Origin of the sequence: [Acidovorax] ebreus TPSY (assembly GCF_000022305.1) — a bacterium.
GTDB classification, from domain to species: Bacteria; Pseudomonadota; Gammaproteobacteria; order Burkholderiales; family Burkholderiaceae_C; genus Diaphorobacter; species Diaphorobacter nitroreducens.
The window spans coordinates 1,626,768-1,643,521 of sequence record NC_011992.1 but is presented as its reverse complement, the minus strand read 5'-3'; the positions used below and the strand labels follow the sequence as shown (position 1 = coordinate 1,643,521).

Sequence of the window (16,754 nt, the reverse complement as noted above, 5' to 3'; positions counted from 1 at the left end):
GATTGTGCGCGAGTCGTTGCGCGGAAATCGTGTAATTTGCAATCGAATATCGCATTGCAAAAAATTGACAGGGGAACTGGCACTTTTTTTTGCAAGTCTTCTACAAGACTGTCGTCCCGCTGCCAAATTACCCAGGGAGGCCGTACCAATGAGGCCGCCGCCCGGGCCGTCAAGCCAGACGAAAAAACGGCCCGCAGATTCCTCTGCGGGCCGTTTGTCTTTGGGTCGCTCAACGCCGCAGGGCGCGGCGTGCGCTTTCGGCTCAGGCGAAGTTGGTTTCGGCGAACTTCCAGTTCACCAGCTTGTCCAGGAAGGTCTCGACGAACTTGGGACGCAGGTTGCGGTAGTCGATGTAATAGGCGTGTTCCCACACGTCCACCGTCAGCAGCGCCTTGTCGGCCGTGGTCAGCGGCGTGCCGGCGGCACCGGTGTTCACGATGTCCACCGTACCGTCGGCCTTCTTGACCAGCCAGGTCCAGCCGGAGCCGAAGTTGCCCACGGCGCTCTTCACGAACGCTTCCTTGAACGCGGCGTAGCTGCCCCACTTGGCATGGATCGCCTGGGCCAGCGCGCCGCTGGGCTCGCCACCGCCGTTGGGGGCCATGCAGTTCCAGAAGAAGGTGTGGTTCCAGATCTGCGCGGCGTTGTTGTAGATACCGCCGGACGACTTCTTGACGATCTCCTCCAGCGTCATGTTCTCGAACTCGGTGCCCTTTTGCAGGTTGTTCAGATTCACCACGTAGGCGTTGTGGTGCTTGCCGTGGTGGTATTCCAGCGTTTCCTGGCTGTAGTGCGGGGCCAGGGCATCAATCGCGTAGGGCAGCGGAGGCAGGGTATGTTCCATGGTCAAGTCCTTCGTGGGTTGGGATGGGGGAGATCGCGGCCACCAGGGCACGGCGAAGCAACGGGCATTGTAGGAAAGTAATAGCACTCGCCGCTGTAGGCGGGCGGCGACTCCTGCCCTCTGGTACGGGATTGACCCGCGCCGCGTTCACAGCAAGCGGCGCTGCGATACCGTCAGGTCCAGTTCACCCTCGGCCAACTGGGCATGCACGGCGTCGCCCAGGCGCACCTGGGCGGGGCGCGTCACGGGTTGCCCCTGCGCATCGGTCAGCAAGGCATAGCCGCGCTGCAGCACCAGGCGCGGATCCAGCAGTTGCAGCCGCAGCGCCGCGCGCTCCAGGCGCTCTCTGCGCTGCACCAGGCTGCGCTGCACGATTTGAGGAAAATGACTCTGCAGCGCTTGCCCCGCATGCGTAAGCCGCTGCGTTTTCAATAGCAATCCGTGGCGCAGGCGCTGTTCCAGGCCGCTCAGCCGCAGTTGCTGCCGCCCCACGAAACCCGAGGGCCGGCCCAGCCGCTGGGCCGCCTGGTCCAGCCGTTGGTGCCGCAGGTCCAACTGGCGCTGTACGCCGTCGGCCAGCCGTTGCGCCAGCAGGTCGAGTGCCCCCAGCCACACGGCACGCGGCTGTGCCACCAACTCGGCGGCGGCCGTGGGCGTGGGCGCGCGCAGGTCGGCGCAGAAGTCGGCGATGGTGAAGTCGGTCTCATGCCCCACACCGCTGACCAGCGGCACCGGGCTCTGCACGATGGCGCGGGCCACGCGCTCGTCATTGAACGCCCACAGGTCTTCGATGGAGCCACCGCCGCGCACCAGCAGGATCACGTCGATGGCTGGCGACGCCCCGGCATTCAGAGTCAAATCACCGTCCAGCGCCCGCCCTGCCTGCGCAAGCAGATACATTTTTGATAGCGCTTCGGCAATCGATGCCGGCGCCTGCGCCCCCTGCACCAGGGCCGGCACCAACACCACGGGAATGTGCGGCACGCGCCGGCGCAGTGCCGTCACCACGTCATGCAGTGCCGCAGCGCCCGGCGACGTGACCACGCCAATGCCGCGCGGCATGGCCGGCAGCGCGCGCTTGCGCGCCGCGTCGAACAGGCCTTCGGCCTCCAGTTGCGCCTTGAGGCGCATGAACTGCTCGAACAGCGCCCCCTGCCCCGCGCGCTGCAGGCTGTCGACGATGAGCTGCAGGTCGCCGCGTGCCTCGTACACGCCCAGCCGGCCGCGCACTTCGACCAGTTCGCCGTCGCGCGGGGTGAAATCCAGCACGCCTGCCGCACGGCGGAACATGGCGCAGCGGATCTGACCATTTCCATCCTTCAGCGTGAAGTAGCAGTGCCCGCTGGACGCGCGCGAGAAGCCCGTGATCTCCCCGCGCACCGCGACAGGATTGAACCGCGCCTCCAGCGCATCAGCAATGGCGCGGCATAACGCGCCAACCTCCCAGATTCGCGGCGCCACGCCTGTATCTGCACGCTCAAACACAGGCCGCTCCACGCTTGTACGCGCACCGGGCCGGTGCACTAGTCCACAGATCCGGGCATCCGGCGCCACGGCGGAAGGCCATGCGCCAACCCGCCCCCATACCACAAGAGTACGTGCAACCCATTGATTTCAAAGGTTTTTTTGATGCACAGTTTTTCATCAAACTAAGCAAACCACGTAACGGCGCCGCTTCGCGACGGGTATGCACGTGGTTTCCCACAAAGTTATCCACAGAAAATGTGAGTCTCCCGGGCGACTCTACGTGCCCCGGCCCTGTGCTCCGAACGGGGGTGGCGTAAAGCAGACGATGCGCCCAAAGGCCGGCTTGGAAGCTGCGCCATAATCCCCGCTGCTTTTTACGTGAGCGGAGTGAGAATTGCTGTCGATCATACAAGCCGCGGGCTGGCCGATCTGGCCCCTGATTGCCTGTTCCATCCTGGCGCTGGCGCTGGTTTTTGAGCGCTTCGTCGCACTGAAGACCGCCCGTGTGGCCCCCCCGAAGCTGCTGGACGAGGCCATCTCGGTCTCCTCCAAGTCCATTCCCTCGCCCGATGTGGTGAACCAGCTGGCGCAGAACTCGGCCCTGGGCGAAGTGCTGGCCAGCGGCCTGCGCACGCTCAACAGCAACCCCCAGAGCACCGAGGCCGATGTGCGCGCCGCCATGGAGGGCGCGGGCCGCGCCGTCGCCCACCGGCTGGAGAAGTACCTCAACGCCCTGGCCACCATCGCCTCGGCCGCACCGCTGCTGGGCCTGCTGGGCACAGTGATCGGCATGATCGAGATCTTCGGCTCCCAGGCCGGCACGGGCGCCGTGGGCGCGACGGGCGGTGGCAACCCTGCGCAACTGGCGCACGGCATCTCCATTGCGCTGTACAACACCGCCTTCGGCCTGATCGTGGCCATCCCGGCGCTGATTTTCTGGCGCTACTTCCGCAGCCGCGTGGACGCCTACCTGTTGACGCTGGAACTGGCGTCCGAGCAATTCGTGCGGCACATCAACCGCTTGCGCAAGTGAGCGGCGCCAGCGCACAGAGGCACGTTTCGCCATGAACTTTCGCCCCCGCCAAAAGGAAGAACCGGAGATCAACCTGATCCCCTTCATCGACGTGCTGTTGGTGATCCTCATCTTCCTGATGCTGACCACCACCTACAGCAAGTTCACCGAGCTGCAGCTCACCCTGCCCGTAGCGGACGCTCAGCAGTTGCGCGACCACCCCAAGGAAGTCATCGTGGCCGTGGCCGCCGACGGACGCTACGCCATCAACAAGACCACGCTGGAGGGCCGGCAGGTCGACCAGGTGGCGCGTGCGCTGGCCGATGCCGCCACTGCGGGGCCGAACAGCGTGGTCATCATCAGCGCCGACGCATCGGCCCCCCACCAGTCCGTGGTCACGGTGATGGAGGCCGCGCGCCGCGTGGGTCTGTCGCAGATCACCTTTGCCACCCAGTCGTCGGCCACGGCCGGCAAGTAAGCCTGCGCCGATGGCCGCGCCCGGCCGCCCGTCCCCCCTGGCCGAGCGGCTGCGCGGCGCCTGGCAGCACCGTGGCGCGCTGGCCCTGGCGCTGTGGCCGCTGTCGCTGCTGTACGGCGTGCTCACGGCGCTGCGCCGCGCGCTCTATCGCACGGGTCTGCTGCGCAGCGAGCGGCTGCCCGTGCCCGTCATCGTGGTCGGCAACGTGATCGCCGGCGGCGCCGGCAAAACGCCCGTGACCCTGGCCGTGGTGCGCCACCTGCAGGCCCGCGGCTGGCGGCCGGGCGTCATCTCGCGGGGATACGGCCGCGCCACCGTTGACTGCCGCGAAGTGCTGCCCGCCAGCAGCGCGGCCGAGGTGGGCGACGAGCCGCTGCTCATCGCCCGCGCCAGCGGCGCCCCGGTCTTCGTGGCGCGCAGGCGTGCCCAGGCAGGGCGCGCGCTGTTGGCCGCCCACCCCGCCACCAACATCCTGGTTTGCGACGACGGCCTGCAGCACCTGGCCCTGGCGCGCGACCTGGAAGTCTGCGTCTTCAACGACGAAGGCGCCGGCAACGGCTGGATGCTGCCCGCCGGCCCGCTGCGCGAGCCCTGGCCGCGCGCGGTGGACCTGGTGCTCCACGCCGGCTCCTCGCCCGGTGGGGGCGCGCCGCAATTCGCGCTGTCACGTGAACTCGCCACCCATGCCGTGAATGCCAGCGGGCACCAGCTGCCGCTGGAGCAATTGCAGGGCGAACCCTCGCACGCACTCGCGGCGATCGCGCGGCCGCACGACTTTTTTGCGATGCTGCACGCCAGGGGCATTCAGCCCGAGAGCGAGGAAGCACTGCCCGATCACTATGATTTTTCTAGCTGGAAGCGCCCGCCGGATAAGCGCTTACGGCTGATTTGTACCGAAAAAGACGCCGTCAAGCTCTGGCCCGCGCACCCGGACGCGCTGGCCGTGCCGCTGGCCCTGCGGATCCCGCCGGCCTTCTTCGACGCGCTCGACGCCCGCCTGGCGTCGCTATCATCGTCCGGCCATTGAGGAACACCATGGATCCCAAACTGCTTGAACTGCTGGTCTGCCCCGTCACCAAGGGCCCGCTGACCTACGACCGCGAACGCCAGGAACTCATCTCGCGCAGCGCGCGGCTGGCCTATCCCGTGCGCGACGGCATTCCCGTGCTGCTGGAAAACGAGGCCCGCCCCTTGAGCGACGAGGAGCTGGAACAGTGAGTCGCGCCGCACCGTTCACGGTGCTGATACCGGCGCGCCTGGCCTCCACCCGCCTGCCCAACAAGCCCTTGGCCGATATCGCCGGGCTGCCCATGGTGGTGCATGTGGCCCGCCGCGCCAGCCAGAGCGGCGCCCAGCGCTGCGTGGTCGCGGCGGACGACGCGCGCATCGTCCAGGCCTGCCAGGCGCACGGGGTGCAGGCTCTGCTGACGCGCGCCGACCACGCCAGCGGCAGCGATCGCCTGGCCGAGGCCTGCGAGCTGCTGGGCCTGGCGGGCGAAGACATTGTGGTGAACGTACAGGGTGATGAGCCCCTCATCGACCCACGGCTGATCGACGCCGTGGCCGCACTGCTGCATGCGCGCGGCGATGCCAGCATGGGCACCGCCGCGCACGCCATCGACAGCGCGGAGGACTTTGCGAACCCCAACGTGGTGAAGGTGGTGCTGGACGCGCAGGGCCTCGCGCACTACTTCAGCCGCGCCCCCATCCCCCACGCACGCGACCACGGGCCGGGCAGCCTCTGGTGGCAGCCGGGCCAGACGGGGGTGCCCGTGGGTTTCGCACCGCTACGGCACATCGGCATCTACAGCTACCGGGCAGGCTTTCTGCGCCGGTTTCCACAGCTGCCAGCGGCGCCGACCGAGCAACTGGAAGCGCTGGAGCAGCTGCGCGCCCTCTGGCACGGCCACCGCATCGCCGTGCACGTGACCGGCAGCGCACCCGGTGCGGGCGTGGACACGCCAGCCGACCTGGAGCGCGTGCGCACCCTCCTGGGCGGCTAGCGCGGCCGTCAGCTTGGCGCATGGCCCGCGTGCTATCCTTGTTCGCAACAAGAGCACCTGTCCCGCGCTGGCGCGCCGACGGCAAGCGTGCCCGCTGATTTCAAAACACTAGAGGACATCCATGAGACTGATTCTGCTCGGCGCTCCCGGCGCCGGAAAGGGTACGCAGGCCGCGTTCATCTGCCAGAAATTCGGCATCCCCCAGATCTCCACCGGCGACATGCTGCGCGCCGCCGTCAAGGCCGGCACGCCCCTGGGCCTGCAAGCCAAGGCCGTCATGGATGCGGGCCAGCTCGTCAGCGACGACCTGATCATCAACCTGGTGAAGGAGCGCATCGCCGAGCCCGACTGTGCCCAGGGTTTCCTGTTCGACGGCTTCCCACGCACCATCCCCCAGGCAGACGCCATGAAAGCCGCGGGCGTGAAGCTCGACTATGTGCTGGAGATCGATGTGCCGTTCGACGCCATCATCGAGCGCATGAGCGGCCGCCGCTCCCACCCGGCTTCGGGCCGCACCTACCACGTGAAGTTCAACCCGCCCAAGGTCGAAGGCAAGGACGACGTGACGGGCGAGCCCCTGGTGCAGCGCGAGGACGACAAGGAAGAAACCGTCAAGAAGCGCCTGCAGGTCTACAGCGACCAGACCCGCCCGCTGGTGGACTATTACTCCAGCTGGGCCAAGACCGATCCCGCCAACGCGCCCAAGTACCGTGCCATTCAAGGCACCGGCAGCGTGGAGGAAATCACCCAGCGCGCCCTGACGGCACTGTCAAGCTGACGAACCCGCCGCCGGCCCCCGCCAACGCCCCGCAATGCGGGGCGTTGTGCTGTGTGCCCAGGCAAGCGCCTCGGCCCATGACGGTGCTTATGAATTAGCGGACTGCATCAGCTCCAGCAGCAGGCTGACCCGTGCCTTCACAGGGCTCAGCCCATCCGCATCGCGCCAGGGCGTGCCCGTCAGGTCCATCATCCGCCCCTGCAGGCAGCGCGAAGCCACGCGCACCTGCACCCCAGCCGTCACGGCACGCGCGAGCGCGGCCTCCAGCGCATGGTGCAGCGTGCCATTGCCGGTGGCGGCCACCACGAGGCCGTGCACGCCCTTCTCCACCAGCCAGTCCACCAACGCGCCATCCGCGCCGGCGTGGCTGAGGACGATTTCCACGCGTGGCCAGGCGGCATCTGGCAGGATCGGCACCAGCGCGCCATGCGCGGGCTGTTCCACCTGCGGCGCAAGGCCGCGGGCCCAGCGCACGCGCCCCGCTTCCATCCAGCCCAGAGGCCCAGCATCGCCGGAGTCGAACGCGTCCAGCCGCAGCGGGTGCACCTTGCTCACCTCGCGTGCCCCGTGCACCACGCCAGCGGCCGCCATCAGAACCCCCCGCGCTGAGGGATCGGCCGCCAGCGTGACGGCATCCAGCAGGTTCTGCGGCCCGTCCGGCGCGAGCGCCGTGGCCGGACGCATGGCACAGGTCAGTACCACCGGCTTGGCGGTGGTATCGAGCAGGTTGTGCAGCAGCCATGCGGTTTCCTCCAGCGTATCCGTGCCGTGGGTGATGACGACGCCGGCCACGGCCGGGTCGGCCAGGTGTGCGGCGCAACGACCGGCCAGGCGCGCCCACACGTCAAAGCCCATGTCCTTGCTGTCCAGCTGCGCCACCTGTTCGGCCACCAGCGCACCGCCCGCGGCCTGCACCAGGCCGGGCACCGCGGCCAGCAATTGCTCCACGCCGATCTGCCCGGCCGTGTAGCCCACGTTCGCACCTTGCACCGCGGAAGAGCCCGCAATCGTGCCGCCGGTGCCCATAACGACGATTTTTCTTGCAGCTGCCACTTGCATCCCTCCAAAAACTGTTCAAAAATACAGATACTGGATTAAAAAACAGTAACCCACTCAACCACCGACCGCATTGGATCGCACCATGCTCGACAGTCCCAAGCTCACCGCCCGCCAGCAGCAGATCCTGGACCTGATCCAGACCGCCATCGCGCGCACCGGCGCCCCGCCCACCCGCGCCGAGATCGCGGCAGAGCTGGGTTTCAAGTCCGCCAACGCGGCCGAGGAGCACCTGCAGGCGCTGGCCCGCAAGGGCGTGATCGAACTGGTCAGCGGCACCTCGCGCGGCATCCGACTGCGCGGCGAAACCGTGCGCAACATCAACGCGGCGCGCGGCGCCCAGTTCAACCTGCCGATACCCGGCCTGTCGCAGCTCACGCTGCCGCTGGTGGGTCGCGTGGCGGCTGGCTCGCCCATTCTCGCCCAGGAGCATGTGGACCAGACCTATACGGTGGAAGGCAGCCTGTTTGCGCACAAGCCCGACTACCTGCTCAAGGTGCGCGGCATGTCCATGCGCGACGCGGGCATCATGGACGGCGACCTGCTCGCCGTACAGGCAACGCGCGAGGCGCGCAACGGGCAAATCATCGTGGCGCGCCTGGGCGATGACGTCACGGTCAAGCGCCTGCGCCGCACAGGCAGCGCCATCGAACTGCTGCCCGAGAACCCCGACTACCCGGTGATCCGCGTCGAGCCGGGCGAACCTTTCGAGATCGAAGGGCTGGCCGTGGGCCTGATACGCAACACCATGCTCATGTAGTCCGTTGAATGCAGCGCCGCCGCAGGTGGCGGGCGTTTGGCAGGCGGTAGCCCGGGCATGCCCCGTGGCTGCGGCATGCCAACCCTGCGGATGCGCGCTTGACGTCCTTGGCAATCCTGCCTGTGTTCCACCTTCATGCCCTGGCATGCCGGAGTCTTCACATGGGATTTGCCCTCTTTGCCTTTGCCTCCCTTTCCCGCCCCTTGCGCCGCCTGCGCCGATGGGGACTGGCCGCACGTCATATGTCGCGCGGCGCGGCACCCTCTGCTTGCACCACGCACGGACGCGTCGATGCACTCCAGGGAGCGACGCCCAACGCCGGCCCTCCCGATAGCCCCGCCGTGGCGGGCATGGCGCCAGAAAATCCGGCCCGCCACCGCGCCTTTGCCATGCCTGCCGCGGATGCGGCCACGCAGCACACAGGTCTGCGGCCTGCGATCTCTACCCGTTCGCTCCCCCTGCGCGTGATCCTGCGCCATGACACCGACGACGCCTGCAAGCTCGTGATTTCCGGCCGCATGGCCGATGTGTGCGCGGAACTGGAGCGCCTGGCCCTGCGCTGACCGCGGGGCACTGCTGCGACCGCTTCTGACACTTTTCGAAGGCGTCGCGGCCGCAGCGCGTTCATCGCAGGCCCGTTTCTACAATGCACGGCACTTGCAACTTCCCGCCCCCAAGCACGCCATGACCCACGAGTCCCGCCTGGACCGCTTGCTGCGGCAACTGCTGTGGGGCCGGCGCACGGCCGCGCTGGCAACGCTGCAAACCCTGCCCGGCGCGGAATCGGTGCCATTCACAACGCCGGCGGTGTCGTTCGTTCCGTATGCCATCGACTCCACGGCCCAGGTGCTGGTATTGCATGTCAGCGCCCTCGCCGCCCATACCCGCAACCTGCGGCAATCGCCCGCGGTTTCTCTCCTGATCACGGCGCCCGAGGACGCGGCCCAGCCCGTGCATGCGCTGGAGCGCGTTGCCATCCAAGGGCAAGCCGTACTGCTTGCGCCCGAGGCAGCCGCCAGCGCGCGCGCCGCCTACCTGCGGCGCTTCCCTGAGGCAGCGCCCATGACGGCGCTGGGCGACTTCCAGTTCGTGCAGATCATCCCTTCGGTGGGCCGCCACGTGGCAGGGTTTGGCGCGGCGCGGGATTTATCTGCCGAGGAGCTGAAGGCGCTGCTCACGTCTTGACGCTGGGGCGATCGGCGCCGCCAGCAGTTGGATGGCAAGGGCCGTTCCGCCCAGGCGAGCGCTGGCGGCCGCAAGCCCGGTGCCCGGGAAGGCCATACGGGCCGCTGCCAGGGCCGGTTTGGTGATTGGTTGGCGGACGCTCGCCGTGCGCGCCAAAGCATGAACGGCCCCGCCCACGGCAGCCGGTGGCGGCACATCTGCCCCGAAGGCCTGTCCCCGCGCGAGAGCCCCTCAAGACACCAGTTGCGACCAGACCTTGTCCAGCCGCTTGCCGCTGACCGGATACGGCGTGCGCAACTCCTGCGCGAAGAAGCTCACGCGCAGTTCCTCCAGCATCCAGCGGTACTCCTGCATACGGGCATCCACCTGGCCCTTGCGCTCGGCGACCATGCGCCAATAGCGCTGCTCCAGCGGCTGCAGTTCCTTGAGCTTGGCGGCATCGCGTGCCGGGTCGGCGCGGTACTTGTCCAGGCGCGTGGCGATGGCCTTGAGGTAGCGCGCGTAGTGCTGCAGCTGCGCCCAGGGCGCGGCAGCGATGAACTGCTTGGGCATCAGGCGCTGCAGCTGCTGTGACGCGTCGGCCGTGGCCTCGGGAGCGTTCTTGGTGTCTTTGATCTTGCGCTGCGTGGCGGCGTATTCGATGAGGATGGCCGCCGCCATGCGCGCCACCTCGTTGGCGATCAGCGTGAGGCGCCCGCGCCCGTCCTGCACGCGCTGCTTGAACTGTGCCTCGTTGCTGGGCAGCGGCTCCTGCAGGAAGGCGCGGTCGATGGCCACGTCGATGATTTGTGCGCGCAGCTCCTCCTGCGTGCCCAGCGGCATGAAAGCCACGGCCATTTTCTGCAGATCGGGGATGTTCTTTTCCAGGTACTTGAGCGCGTCCTTGATCTGCAGCGCAAACAGCCGGCGCAGGCCCACGCGGTGGCGCGCGGCGGCGACTTCGGGTTCGTCGAACACCTCGATGCCCACCGCATCGCCGTGGTCGATGAGCGCGGGGAAACCGATCAGCGTCTGGCTGCCCTTGGCGATTTCCATCAGCTCGGGCAGTTCCCCAAAGCTCCAATCCTCGTAGCGGGCATCGGCCTTGCGGGCCGCGGGCGCGCCGACGAGTGGTTCTTTTTTGATAGCTGCTGGCGCTCTATTTTCCTTGGTTTCAGATGGTTTTCCACCGGAGTCTGGCTTCTGGTGAGCGCCACCAGCTATCTTTAATGAAGCAAGCGCCTGGAACGCCCCACGTGCCTTGCTCCCCCACTCCGCCTTGAGCGCGCCCAGGTTGCGTCCCTGGCCGAGCTGGCGGCCGTGCTCATCCGTCACGCGAAAGTTCATGAACAGGTGCGGGCTGAGCATGTCCAGCTTGAAGTCCGCGCGCTTCACGTCGAGCGAGGTTTCATCGCGCACTTGCTTGAGCAGCGTGTCGATCAAGCTGCCCTGGGCCCAACGCTCTTGCTCGGTGAACAGCGACGCCAGCCGCGCAGCACTTTCCGGCAGCGGCACGAAGCGGCTGCGCGGGCGCTGCGGCAGGCTCTTGAGCAGTGCCTGGATCTTGTCCTTGAGCATGCCGGGCACCAGCCATTCCGCACGCTCCTCGCTCACCTGGTTCAGCACGAACAGCGGCACCGTAACGGTGACCCCGTCGCGCGCGTCACCGGGGCTGTGCAGGTAGCTGGCCGTGCAGTCCACGCCGCCCAGCTTCACCGTCTTGGGAAAGTTGTCGGTGGTGATGCCCGCGGCCTCATGGCGCATCAGCTCGTCGCGCTTGAGAAGCAGCAGGCCGACGTTCTCCTTGCCGGCACTGCGGAACCACTTGTCGAACGTGGCGCCGCTGTACACGTCTTTGGGAATCTGCTGGTCGTAGAAGGCGAAGATGAGCTCGTCGTCCACCAGCACGTCCTGGCGGCGGCTCTTGTGCTCCAGCTCCTGCACCTTGCGCACCAGCTTGAGGTTGGCGCCCAGGAACGGCCAATGCGTCTCCCACTCACCCTCGACCAGCGCCTGGCGAATGAACAGGTTGCGCGCCTCGTACGGATCCACGCGGCCATAGCTCACGCGGCGGCCGTTGTAGACCACCAGGCCGTAGAGCGTGGCGCGCTCGAGCGCGACCACGTCGGCCTGTTTCTTGGACCAATGCGGGTCCAGCAGCTGCTTCTTGAGCAGATGGCCGCCCACCTCTTCCAGCCATTGCGGTTCGATCGCCGCGATACCGCGGCCGTACAGGCGCGAGGTCTCGACCTGCTCGGCCGCGACGATCCAGCGGCCAGGCTTCTTGGACAGGTGCGCGCCCGGGTGCGGGTGGAACTTGATGCCGTGCGCGCCCAGGTAGGCCTCGCTCTCCTCGGCCTTGTAACCAATGTTGCCCAGCAGGCCCGACAGCATGGACAGGTGCACGGCCTCGTAGCCCGCGGGCTCGGTGTTCACCTGCCACTGGTGCTCCCGCACCACGGTGAGCAGCTGCGAATGGATGTCGCGCCACTCGCGCACGCGGCGGATGTTGATGTAGTTCTGGCGCAGCAACTGCTCCCACTGCCGGTTGCTGAGCTTGTGGGTGGCCTCCTCCGCATCGGCGGGGTGGAACTGTGCCAGGCGCTCCTCGCCTGCGCCCTCCGCTTGCGCGCCGCTGCTGCGCTGTGCGACGGGCAGGAAGGCCGTGTTGCGCGCTTGGGCCGCAGGTGCGGTCTGGGCCGCCATCTCCTTGCGCGTCTTGGCGACGATCTTGCCGCCGCGCGCATCCTGCAGCCACTTCCACAGGCGCAGGTAGCCGGTGAACTCGCTTTTCTCGTCGTCGAACTTGGCATGCTGCTGGTCGGCCTGCTGCTGCGCCTCCAGCGGCCGGTCGCGCACGTCCTGCACGCTGAGGGCCGAGGCAATGACCAGCACCTCGGCCACGGCGCCGCGGGTGCGGGCCTCCAGAATCATGCGGCCCACGCGCGGGTCCAAGGGCAGGCGCGACAGTTCGCGGCCCATGGGCAGCAAATTGCCGCGCTCGTCCACGGCGCCCAACTCCTGCAGCAGTTGATAGCCGTCGGCGATCGCACGGCCCGAGGGCGCCTCGAGGAACGGGAAGTTCACCACGTCGCCCAGGCCCAGCGACTTCATGCGCAGGATGACGCCCGCCAGGGACGAGCGCAGGATTTCGGGGTCGGTGAAGCGGTCGCGCTGGTGAAAGTCCGCCTCGTCGTATAGGCGGATGCAGATGCCGTTGGCCACGCGGCCGCAGCGCCCGGCGCGCTGGTTGGCCGCCGCCTGGCTGATGGGCTCCACCAGCAACTGCTCCACCTTGCTACGGAAGGAATAGCGCTTCACGCGCGCCGTACCTGCGTCAATGACGTAACGGATGCCCGGCACGGTGAGCGAGGTCTCGGCCACGTTGGTGGCCAGCACGATGCGCCGTCCGGTGTGGCCGTCGAAGATGCGGTCCTGCTCGGCCTGCGACAGGCGCGAGAACAGAGGGAGTACCTCGGCGTTCCGCAGCACTGGCGAGTGCTGCAGGTGCTTGCGCAGGTGGTCCGCCGCCTCGCGGATCTCGCGCTCGCCGGGCAGGAAGACGAGGATGTCTCCGCCCTTGCCGCCCGTCCACAACTCGTCCACGCCGTCGGCAATGGCATCGTTGAGGTCGAAGTCCTTCTTTTCTTCAAAGGGCTTGTAGCGCATCTCCACGGGATAGGTGCGCCCGGACACCATGATGACCGGCGCCGGACCGGCCTTGCCCTCGAAGTGCTTGGCGAAGCGCTCCGCGTCGATGGTGGCCGAAGTCACGACCACCTTCAAATCGGGCCGCTGCGGCAGGATCTGCTTGAGGTAGCCCAGCAGGAAGTCGATATTCAGGCTGCGCTCGTGCGCCTCGTCGATGATGAGCGTGTCGTAGGCCTTGAGCAGCGGATCGGTCTGCGTCTCGGCCAGCAGGATGCCGTCGGTCATCAGCTTGACCGAAGCGCCCTTTTGCAGCGTGTCCTGAAAGCGCACCTTGTAACCCACCACCTCGCCCAAGGGGGTGTTCAACTCCTCGGCAATGCGCTTGGCCACGCTGCTGGCGGCAATGCGCCGCGGCTGGGTGTGGCCGATCAGGCGTCCTCGCGCGCCCTCGGGCGCGTTGCACTTGCCGCGTCCCAGGGCCAGCGCTATTTTTGGCAGCTGCGTGGTCTTGCCCGAGCCCGTCTCGCCGCAGACGATGATGACCTGGTGCTCGGCCATGGCCGCCATGATTTCGTCACGGCGGCTGGAAACGGGGAGTTGCTCGGGAAAGGTGATCGTGAGGGGCATAGGGGCGGGAATTATCCCAGCCCCCAGGCACCCGTGCCGCACCAGGGTCAGGCGGGGAACATGGCCTCCATCTCCCGGCGCACCCGATAGGCGTGGGTGGTGGCGTCCATCTCCACATCGTCCCAGGACAATGCCTGGCCTTTTGCCACCGGGCGCACCACGCGCGCGCTGTGCGCCAGGCCCAGCGGCAGGCCCCTGAGGCTGCGCGACGTCGCAGCCGGCAGCAGCTTGCCCCAGACGGTGTAGCCGCCCTCGCCATCCAGCAGGTCGCCCGGGCGCAGGTCACGCTTGGCCGTAGCCACCACATCGGCGTTCCAGCCCTGGGGCACGCCGGTGGGCTCGCCGCGCAGCGCCACGCTGGCCACCGACATGCCCACCTCCAGCCCGATGAGGTGCCAGCGCTTGTACAGCGTGAAGTAGCGGCCCGTGGGGTCGGTGTGGGCGTTGTATTCCTCGAAACAGTGGCGGATGTAGTCAGTCTCGCCCTCCACCGTGACCCACACGCCCATGCGGATGTCGTAGGGGATCCGGCGGCCGTCCTTCTCCAGCGACGAGATCACTTCCACCATGCCTTTTTTCTCTAGCACTCCGCCCTCGCCCACCGGGCGCGTGACGTAGGGAATGTCCTCCACACTGGCGGGCGGGTACTGCAGGCCGTTGCTCGGCACGGCCAGGCCCGTGGCGTTGGAGACGGCCGTGCTCTCGATGCTAGGCTTGGACCCGTCCAGGAAGCTGTTGAACATCTTGGGGTTCAGGCCGCCACGCTGCGCCTGCTCGGGCGTCAGGCCGTAGTAGCCCCACACCGTCTCGGGCGTGGATTCGCAGAAATGCGGCAGCCACTTGTGCCCGCGCCCGGCCGCCACCACCGGAAAGCCGCAGGTGCGGGCCCAGTCCACCAGCTCGCAGATCATGGCGGGCTGATCGCCATAGGCCAGCGAATAGACCACGCCCGCGGCCAGGGCCTTGCGCGCCAGCAGCGGGCCGCAGAAAGCGTCGGCCTCCACGGTCACGTTCACCACATGCTTGCCGTGGGCGAAGGCGTCGAGAATGTGGTCCACCGCCGCCAGCGGGTTGCCCGTGCATTCGACGATCAGCTCGATCTGCGGGTGGCGCACCAGGGCCTGCCAGTCCTCGGTGATCCAGGTCGTGCCCTGCTCCAGCGCCTGCTGGGCAGAGGCGGCCTCCGACTGCTCGGGCGCCCATCCCACGCGCGCCAGGCTGGCGCGGGCGTTGGCCGGCGACAGATCGGCAATGCCCACCAGGTGCACGCCCGGCATGCGCGGCACCTGCGCCAGGTACATGGCGCCGAACTTGCCCGCGCCGATCAGCCCAATGCGGATGGGACGCCCTTGCCGGGCACGCTGCAGCAGTTTCTGGTGAAGGTTCATGGGTATGGCAAACGATGGAAGTGCGCCGCTGCGGCGCGAAACCCCGGCGCCTGCTGGCGCGCGGGCCGGTGGGAATCCCACGGCCACCGTAGCGCAGGGTACGCCCCACGTCTCTTGGGATACGCCCTAGGCCGGGACACCGCCCCAGTACCCCACCGCCTGCAAGGCATTGAAAAGGACCGTTATCCTGCGCACGTTCTCGTCCGGCGGGGCGCACCCTCTTGTCGCCGCGCCGCCCCCACGCCGGCCCCATACGCCGGTGCCGCTTTCTTCTTTGCATCCCCGGCTTTCCATGGTGTCTCTTGCTGCGTTGGTGATTCCGCTGCTGGCGGTCTGGCTCTGGGGGCCCGTGCGCGGCATGTCGCGCCGGGCGCGCCTGGTGGCCATTGCGCTGACCGCCCTGCTGGGCGTTACTCCGGCCCTACTGCTCAAGCTCTTGCAGGCCGGCGCGATGGATTACGCCACCCTGGCCTATCTGCAGGTGCCCGGCGGCTGGGTGTTGGGCACACTGGTGCTGATCATTGCCTTTCTTCTGGCGCGTGATGCCGCATGGCTCGCGGCGCGGGCCGCCGCGCTCATGGGCGGGTGCGACACATGGCACCTGCGACTGCGCGGCAGGCGGTTGACCGGCACCGCCGTGGCACTGGCGCTGGGCGCGGCGGGCTTTGGCACGGCGCAGGGCCTGCAGCCGCCCACGGTGCGTGAACAGTTGGTGCACCTGCCGCAATTGCCCGAGGCCCTGGATGGCCTGCGTGTGGCCGTGCTGGCGGATATCCACGCGAGCCCCATCAACCATACCGCCTACGTGCAGAGCGTGGTGGAGCGCACCCACGCGGCGCGGCCCGACCTGATCGTCCTGCCCGGTGACCTGGTGGATGGCGGCGTAGGCAGCAGCGCCGCCTTCGTGGCTCCACTGGCGCAACTGCGCGCACCGCACGGCGTATGGGCCGCACCCGGCAACCATGAGTACTACGGCGGCTACAACGCCTGGATGGCGGAATTTCGCCGCCTGGGCCTGGGCGTCTTGGCCAACCAGACCCAGGTGCTGCAGGTGAATGGCGCGCGTCTGGCACTGTCCGGCGTGGGCGACCCGGTCTACGGGCGCACCTCTCACCACAATGCCGACCCGCGCGTGCCCGAGGGCGTGCCCCCCGATGTACCCGCGGTGGCCCGGCAGGCGCGCGCGGCGCAGGCCGACTTCCACCTGCTGCTGGCGCACCAGCCCAAGCTCGCGCGCGACAACGCCGCGCACGGCGTGGACCTGCAGGTCTCGGGCCACACGCACGGCGGGCTGATCAGCGGCATGGACCGCTGGCTGGTCGCTCCGTTCAACAACGGTTTCGTGCGCGGGCAATACGACGTGGACGGCATGCGCCTGTTCGTGAGCGCGGGCGCGGGCCTGTGGGCCGGCTTCGCAGTGCGGCTGGGCGTGCAGCCCCATATCGACCTGTTGGTGCTGCGCCGTGGCACAGCGTCGTAAGACCGCGCGACGGCCCGGTGCCGTCAAATACTGAATAAGTCGGCAC

Annotated in this window: 15 protein-coding genes; 10 read left to right on the top strand and 5 right to left on the bottom strand. The window is 67.9% G+C overall.

All coding sequences use genetic code 11. From position 1 onward, the window contains the following. Positions 1–262 precede the first annotated feature (262 nt). Both DTPSY_RS07810 and xseA read right to left on the bottom strand, forming a co-directional pair. Entirely contained in the window at positions 263–844 is a 582-nt protein-coding gene (locus tag DTPSY_RS07810) for a superoxide dismutase (protein ID WP_015913125.1), read from the bottom strand. Positions 845–991: 147 nt separating this feature from the next. Further along, positions 992–2,329: an exodeoxyribonuclease VII large subunit gene (gene xseA, locus DTPSY_RS07805; RefSeq protein WP_015913124.1), complete on the bottom strand. Its 1,338-nt coding sequence runs from the start codon at positions 2,327–2,329 to the stop codon at positions 992–994. 376 nt (positions 2,330–2,705) lie between these two features. Here xseA and DTPSY_RS07800 point away from each other — a divergent pair, with 376 nt between their 5' ends. The 6 genes from DTPSY_RS07800 to adk all read left to right on the top strand — a co-directional run bounded on the left by DTPSY_RS07800 (position 2,706) and on the right by adk (position 6,582). Next, the gene (locus DTPSY_RS07800; protein ID WP_011805510.1) at positions 2,706–3,344 is read left to right on the top strand and encodes a MotA/TolQ/ExbB proton channel family protein; all 639 of its coding nucleotides are present in this window, start codon (positions 2,706–2,708) and stop codon (positions 3,342–3,344) included. A 31-nt stretch (positions 3,345–3,375) separates the two neighbouring features. Continuing rightward, positions 3,376–3,801, top strand: a complete 426-nt coding sequence (locus DTPSY_RS07795) for an ExbD/TolR family protein (RefSeq protein ID WP_011805511.1) — start codon at positions 3,376–3,378, stop codon at positions 3,799–3,801. Positions 3,802–3,811: 10 nt separating this feature from the next. Next, complete coding sequence (gene lpxK, locus DTPSY_RS07790) at positions 3,812–4,828, top strand: tetraacyldisaccharide 4'-kinase (protein WP_015913123.1); 1,017 nt, start codon at positions 3,812–3,814, stop codon at positions 4,826–4,828. 8 nt (positions 4,829–4,836) lie between these two features. After that, positions 4,837–5,019, top strand: a complete 183-nt coding sequence (locus DTPSY_RS07785; RefSeq protein ID WP_011805513.1) for a Trm112 family protein — start codon at positions 4,837–4,839, stop codon at positions 5,017–5,019. Further along, entirely contained in the window at positions 5,016–5,804 is a 789-nt protein-coding gene (gene kdsB, locus DTPSY_RS07780) for a 3-deoxy-manno-octulosonate cytidylyltransferase (RefSeq protein WP_015913122.1), read from the top strand. The genes DTPSY_RS07785 and kdsB overlap by 4 nt, the downstream gene beginning before the upstream one ends. Before the next feature lie 121 nt (positions 5,805–5,925). Next, positions 5,926–6,582, top strand: a complete 657-nt coding sequence (adk, locus tag DTPSY_RS07775) for an adenylate kinase (RefSeq protein WP_011805515.1) — start codon at positions 5,926–5,928, stop codon at positions 6,580–6,582. 87 nt (positions 6,583–6,669) lie between these two features. On the opposite strand, the gene DTPSY_RS07770 is transcribed toward adk, so the two are convergent. Then, positions 6,670–7,641, bottom strand: a complete 972-nt coding sequence (locus DTPSY_RS07770) for an asparaginase (protein WP_015913121.1) — start codon at positions 7,639–7,641, stop codon at positions 6,670–6,672. An 82-nt stretch (positions 7,642–7,723) separates the two neighbouring features. On the opposite strand from DTPSY_RS07770, the gene lexA reads away from it, so the two are divergent. From lexA to DTPSY_RS07755, 3 genes are all read left to right on the top strand, one after another. Then, positions 7,724–8,398 (top strand): transcriptional repressor LexA, encoded by a 675-nt coding sequence (gene lexA, locus DTPSY_RS07765; protein WP_011805517.1) that lies wholly within the window; start codon positions 7,724–7,726, stop codon positions 8,396–8,398. 161 nt (positions 8,399–8,559) lie between these two features. Next, positions 8,560–8,961, top strand: a complete 402-nt coding sequence (locus DTPSY_RS07760; RefSeq protein WP_015913120.1) for a hypothetical protein — start codon at positions 8,560–8,562, stop codon at positions 8,959–8,961. A gap of 121 nt (positions 8,962–9,082) precedes the next feature. Further along, entirely contained in the window at positions 9,083–9,583 is a 501-nt protein-coding gene (locus DTPSY_RS07755) for a pyridoxamine 5'-phosphate oxidase family protein (protein ID WP_015913119.1), read from the top strand. 231 nt (positions 9,584–9,814) lie between these two features. On the opposite strand, the gene hrpA is transcribed toward DTPSY_RS07755, so the two are convergent. After that, positions 9,815–13,840: an ATP-dependent RNA helicase HrpA gene (gene hrpA, locus DTPSY_RS07750; protein WP_015913118.1), complete on the bottom strand. Its 4,026-nt coding sequence runs from the start codon at positions 13,838–13,840 to the stop codon at positions 9,815–9,817. Positions 13,841–13,887: 47 nt separating this feature from the next. Next, on the bottom strand, positions 13,888–15,228 hold the full coding sequence (locus DTPSY_RS07745) for an NAD(P)H-dependent oxidoreductase (RefSeq protein WP_015913117.1): 1,341 nt from the start codon (positions 15,226–15,228) through the stop codon (positions 13,888–13,890). Positions 15,229–15,520: 292 nt separating this feature from the next. Here DTPSY_RS07745 and DTPSY_RS07740 point away from each other — a divergent pair, with 292 nt between their 5' ends. Beyond that, positions 15,521–16,708 (top strand): metallophosphoesterase, encoded by a 1,188-nt coding sequence (locus DTPSY_RS07740; protein WP_015913116.1) that lies wholly within the window; start codon positions 15,521–15,523, stop codon positions 16,706–16,708. Positions 16,709–16,754: the final 46 nt, after the last annotated feature.

What these genes read in the sequence shown, in the direction of transcription:
- DTPSY_RS07810 (WP_015913125.1), bottom strand. Translation starts at nt 844, where the DNA reads ATGGAACATACCCTGCCTCCGCTGCCCTACGCGATTGATGCCCTGGCC.
- DTPSY_RS07795 (WP_011805511.1), top strand. Translation starts at nt 3,376, where the DNA reads ATGAACTTTCGCCCCCGCCAAAAGGAAGAACCGGAGATCAACCTGATC.
- lpxK (WP_015913123.1), top strand. Translation starts at nt 3,812, where the DNA reads ATGGCCGCGCCCGGCCGCCCGTCCCCCCTGGCCGAGCGGCTGCGCGGC.
- DTPSY_RS07785 (WP_011805513.1), top strand. Translation starts at nt 4,837, where the DNA reads ATGGATCCCAAACTGCTTGAACTGCTGGTCTGCCCCGTCACCAAGGGC.
- adk (WP_011805515.1), top strand. Translation starts at nt 5,926, where the DNA reads ATGAGACTGATTCTGCTCGGCGCTCCCGGCGCCGGAAAGGGTACGCAG.
- DTPSY_RS07770 (WP_015913121.1), bottom strand. Translation starts at nt 7,641, where the DNA reads ATGCAAGTGGCAGCTGCAAGAAAAATCGTCGTTATGGGCACCGGCGGC.
- lexA (WP_011805517.1), top strand. Translation starts at nt 7,724, where the DNA reads ATGCTCGACAGTCCCAAGCTCACCGCCCGCCAGCAGCAGATCCTGGAC.
- DTPSY_RS07760 (WP_015913120.1), top strand. Translation starts at nt 8,560, where the DNA reads ATGGGATTTGCCCTCTTTGCCTTTGCCTCCCTTTCCCGCCCCTTGCGC.
- DTPSY_RS07755 (WP_015913119.1), top strand. Translation starts at nt 9,083, where the DNA reads ATGACCCACGAGTCCCGCCTGGACCGCTTGCTGCGGCAACTGCTGTGG.
- hrpA (WP_015913118.1), bottom strand. Translation starts at nt 13,840, where the DNA reads ATGCCCCTCACGATCACCTTTCCCGAGCAACTCCCCGTTTCCAGCCGC.
- DTPSY_RS07745 (WP_015913117.1), bottom strand. Translation starts at nt 15,228, where the DNA reads ATGAACCTTCACCAGAAACTGCTGCAGCGTGCCCGGCAAGGGCGTCCC.
- DTPSY_RS07740 (WP_015913116.1), top strand. Translation starts at nt 15,521, where the DNA reads ATGGTGTCTCTTGCTGCGTTGGTGATTCCGCTGCTGGCGGTCTGGCTC.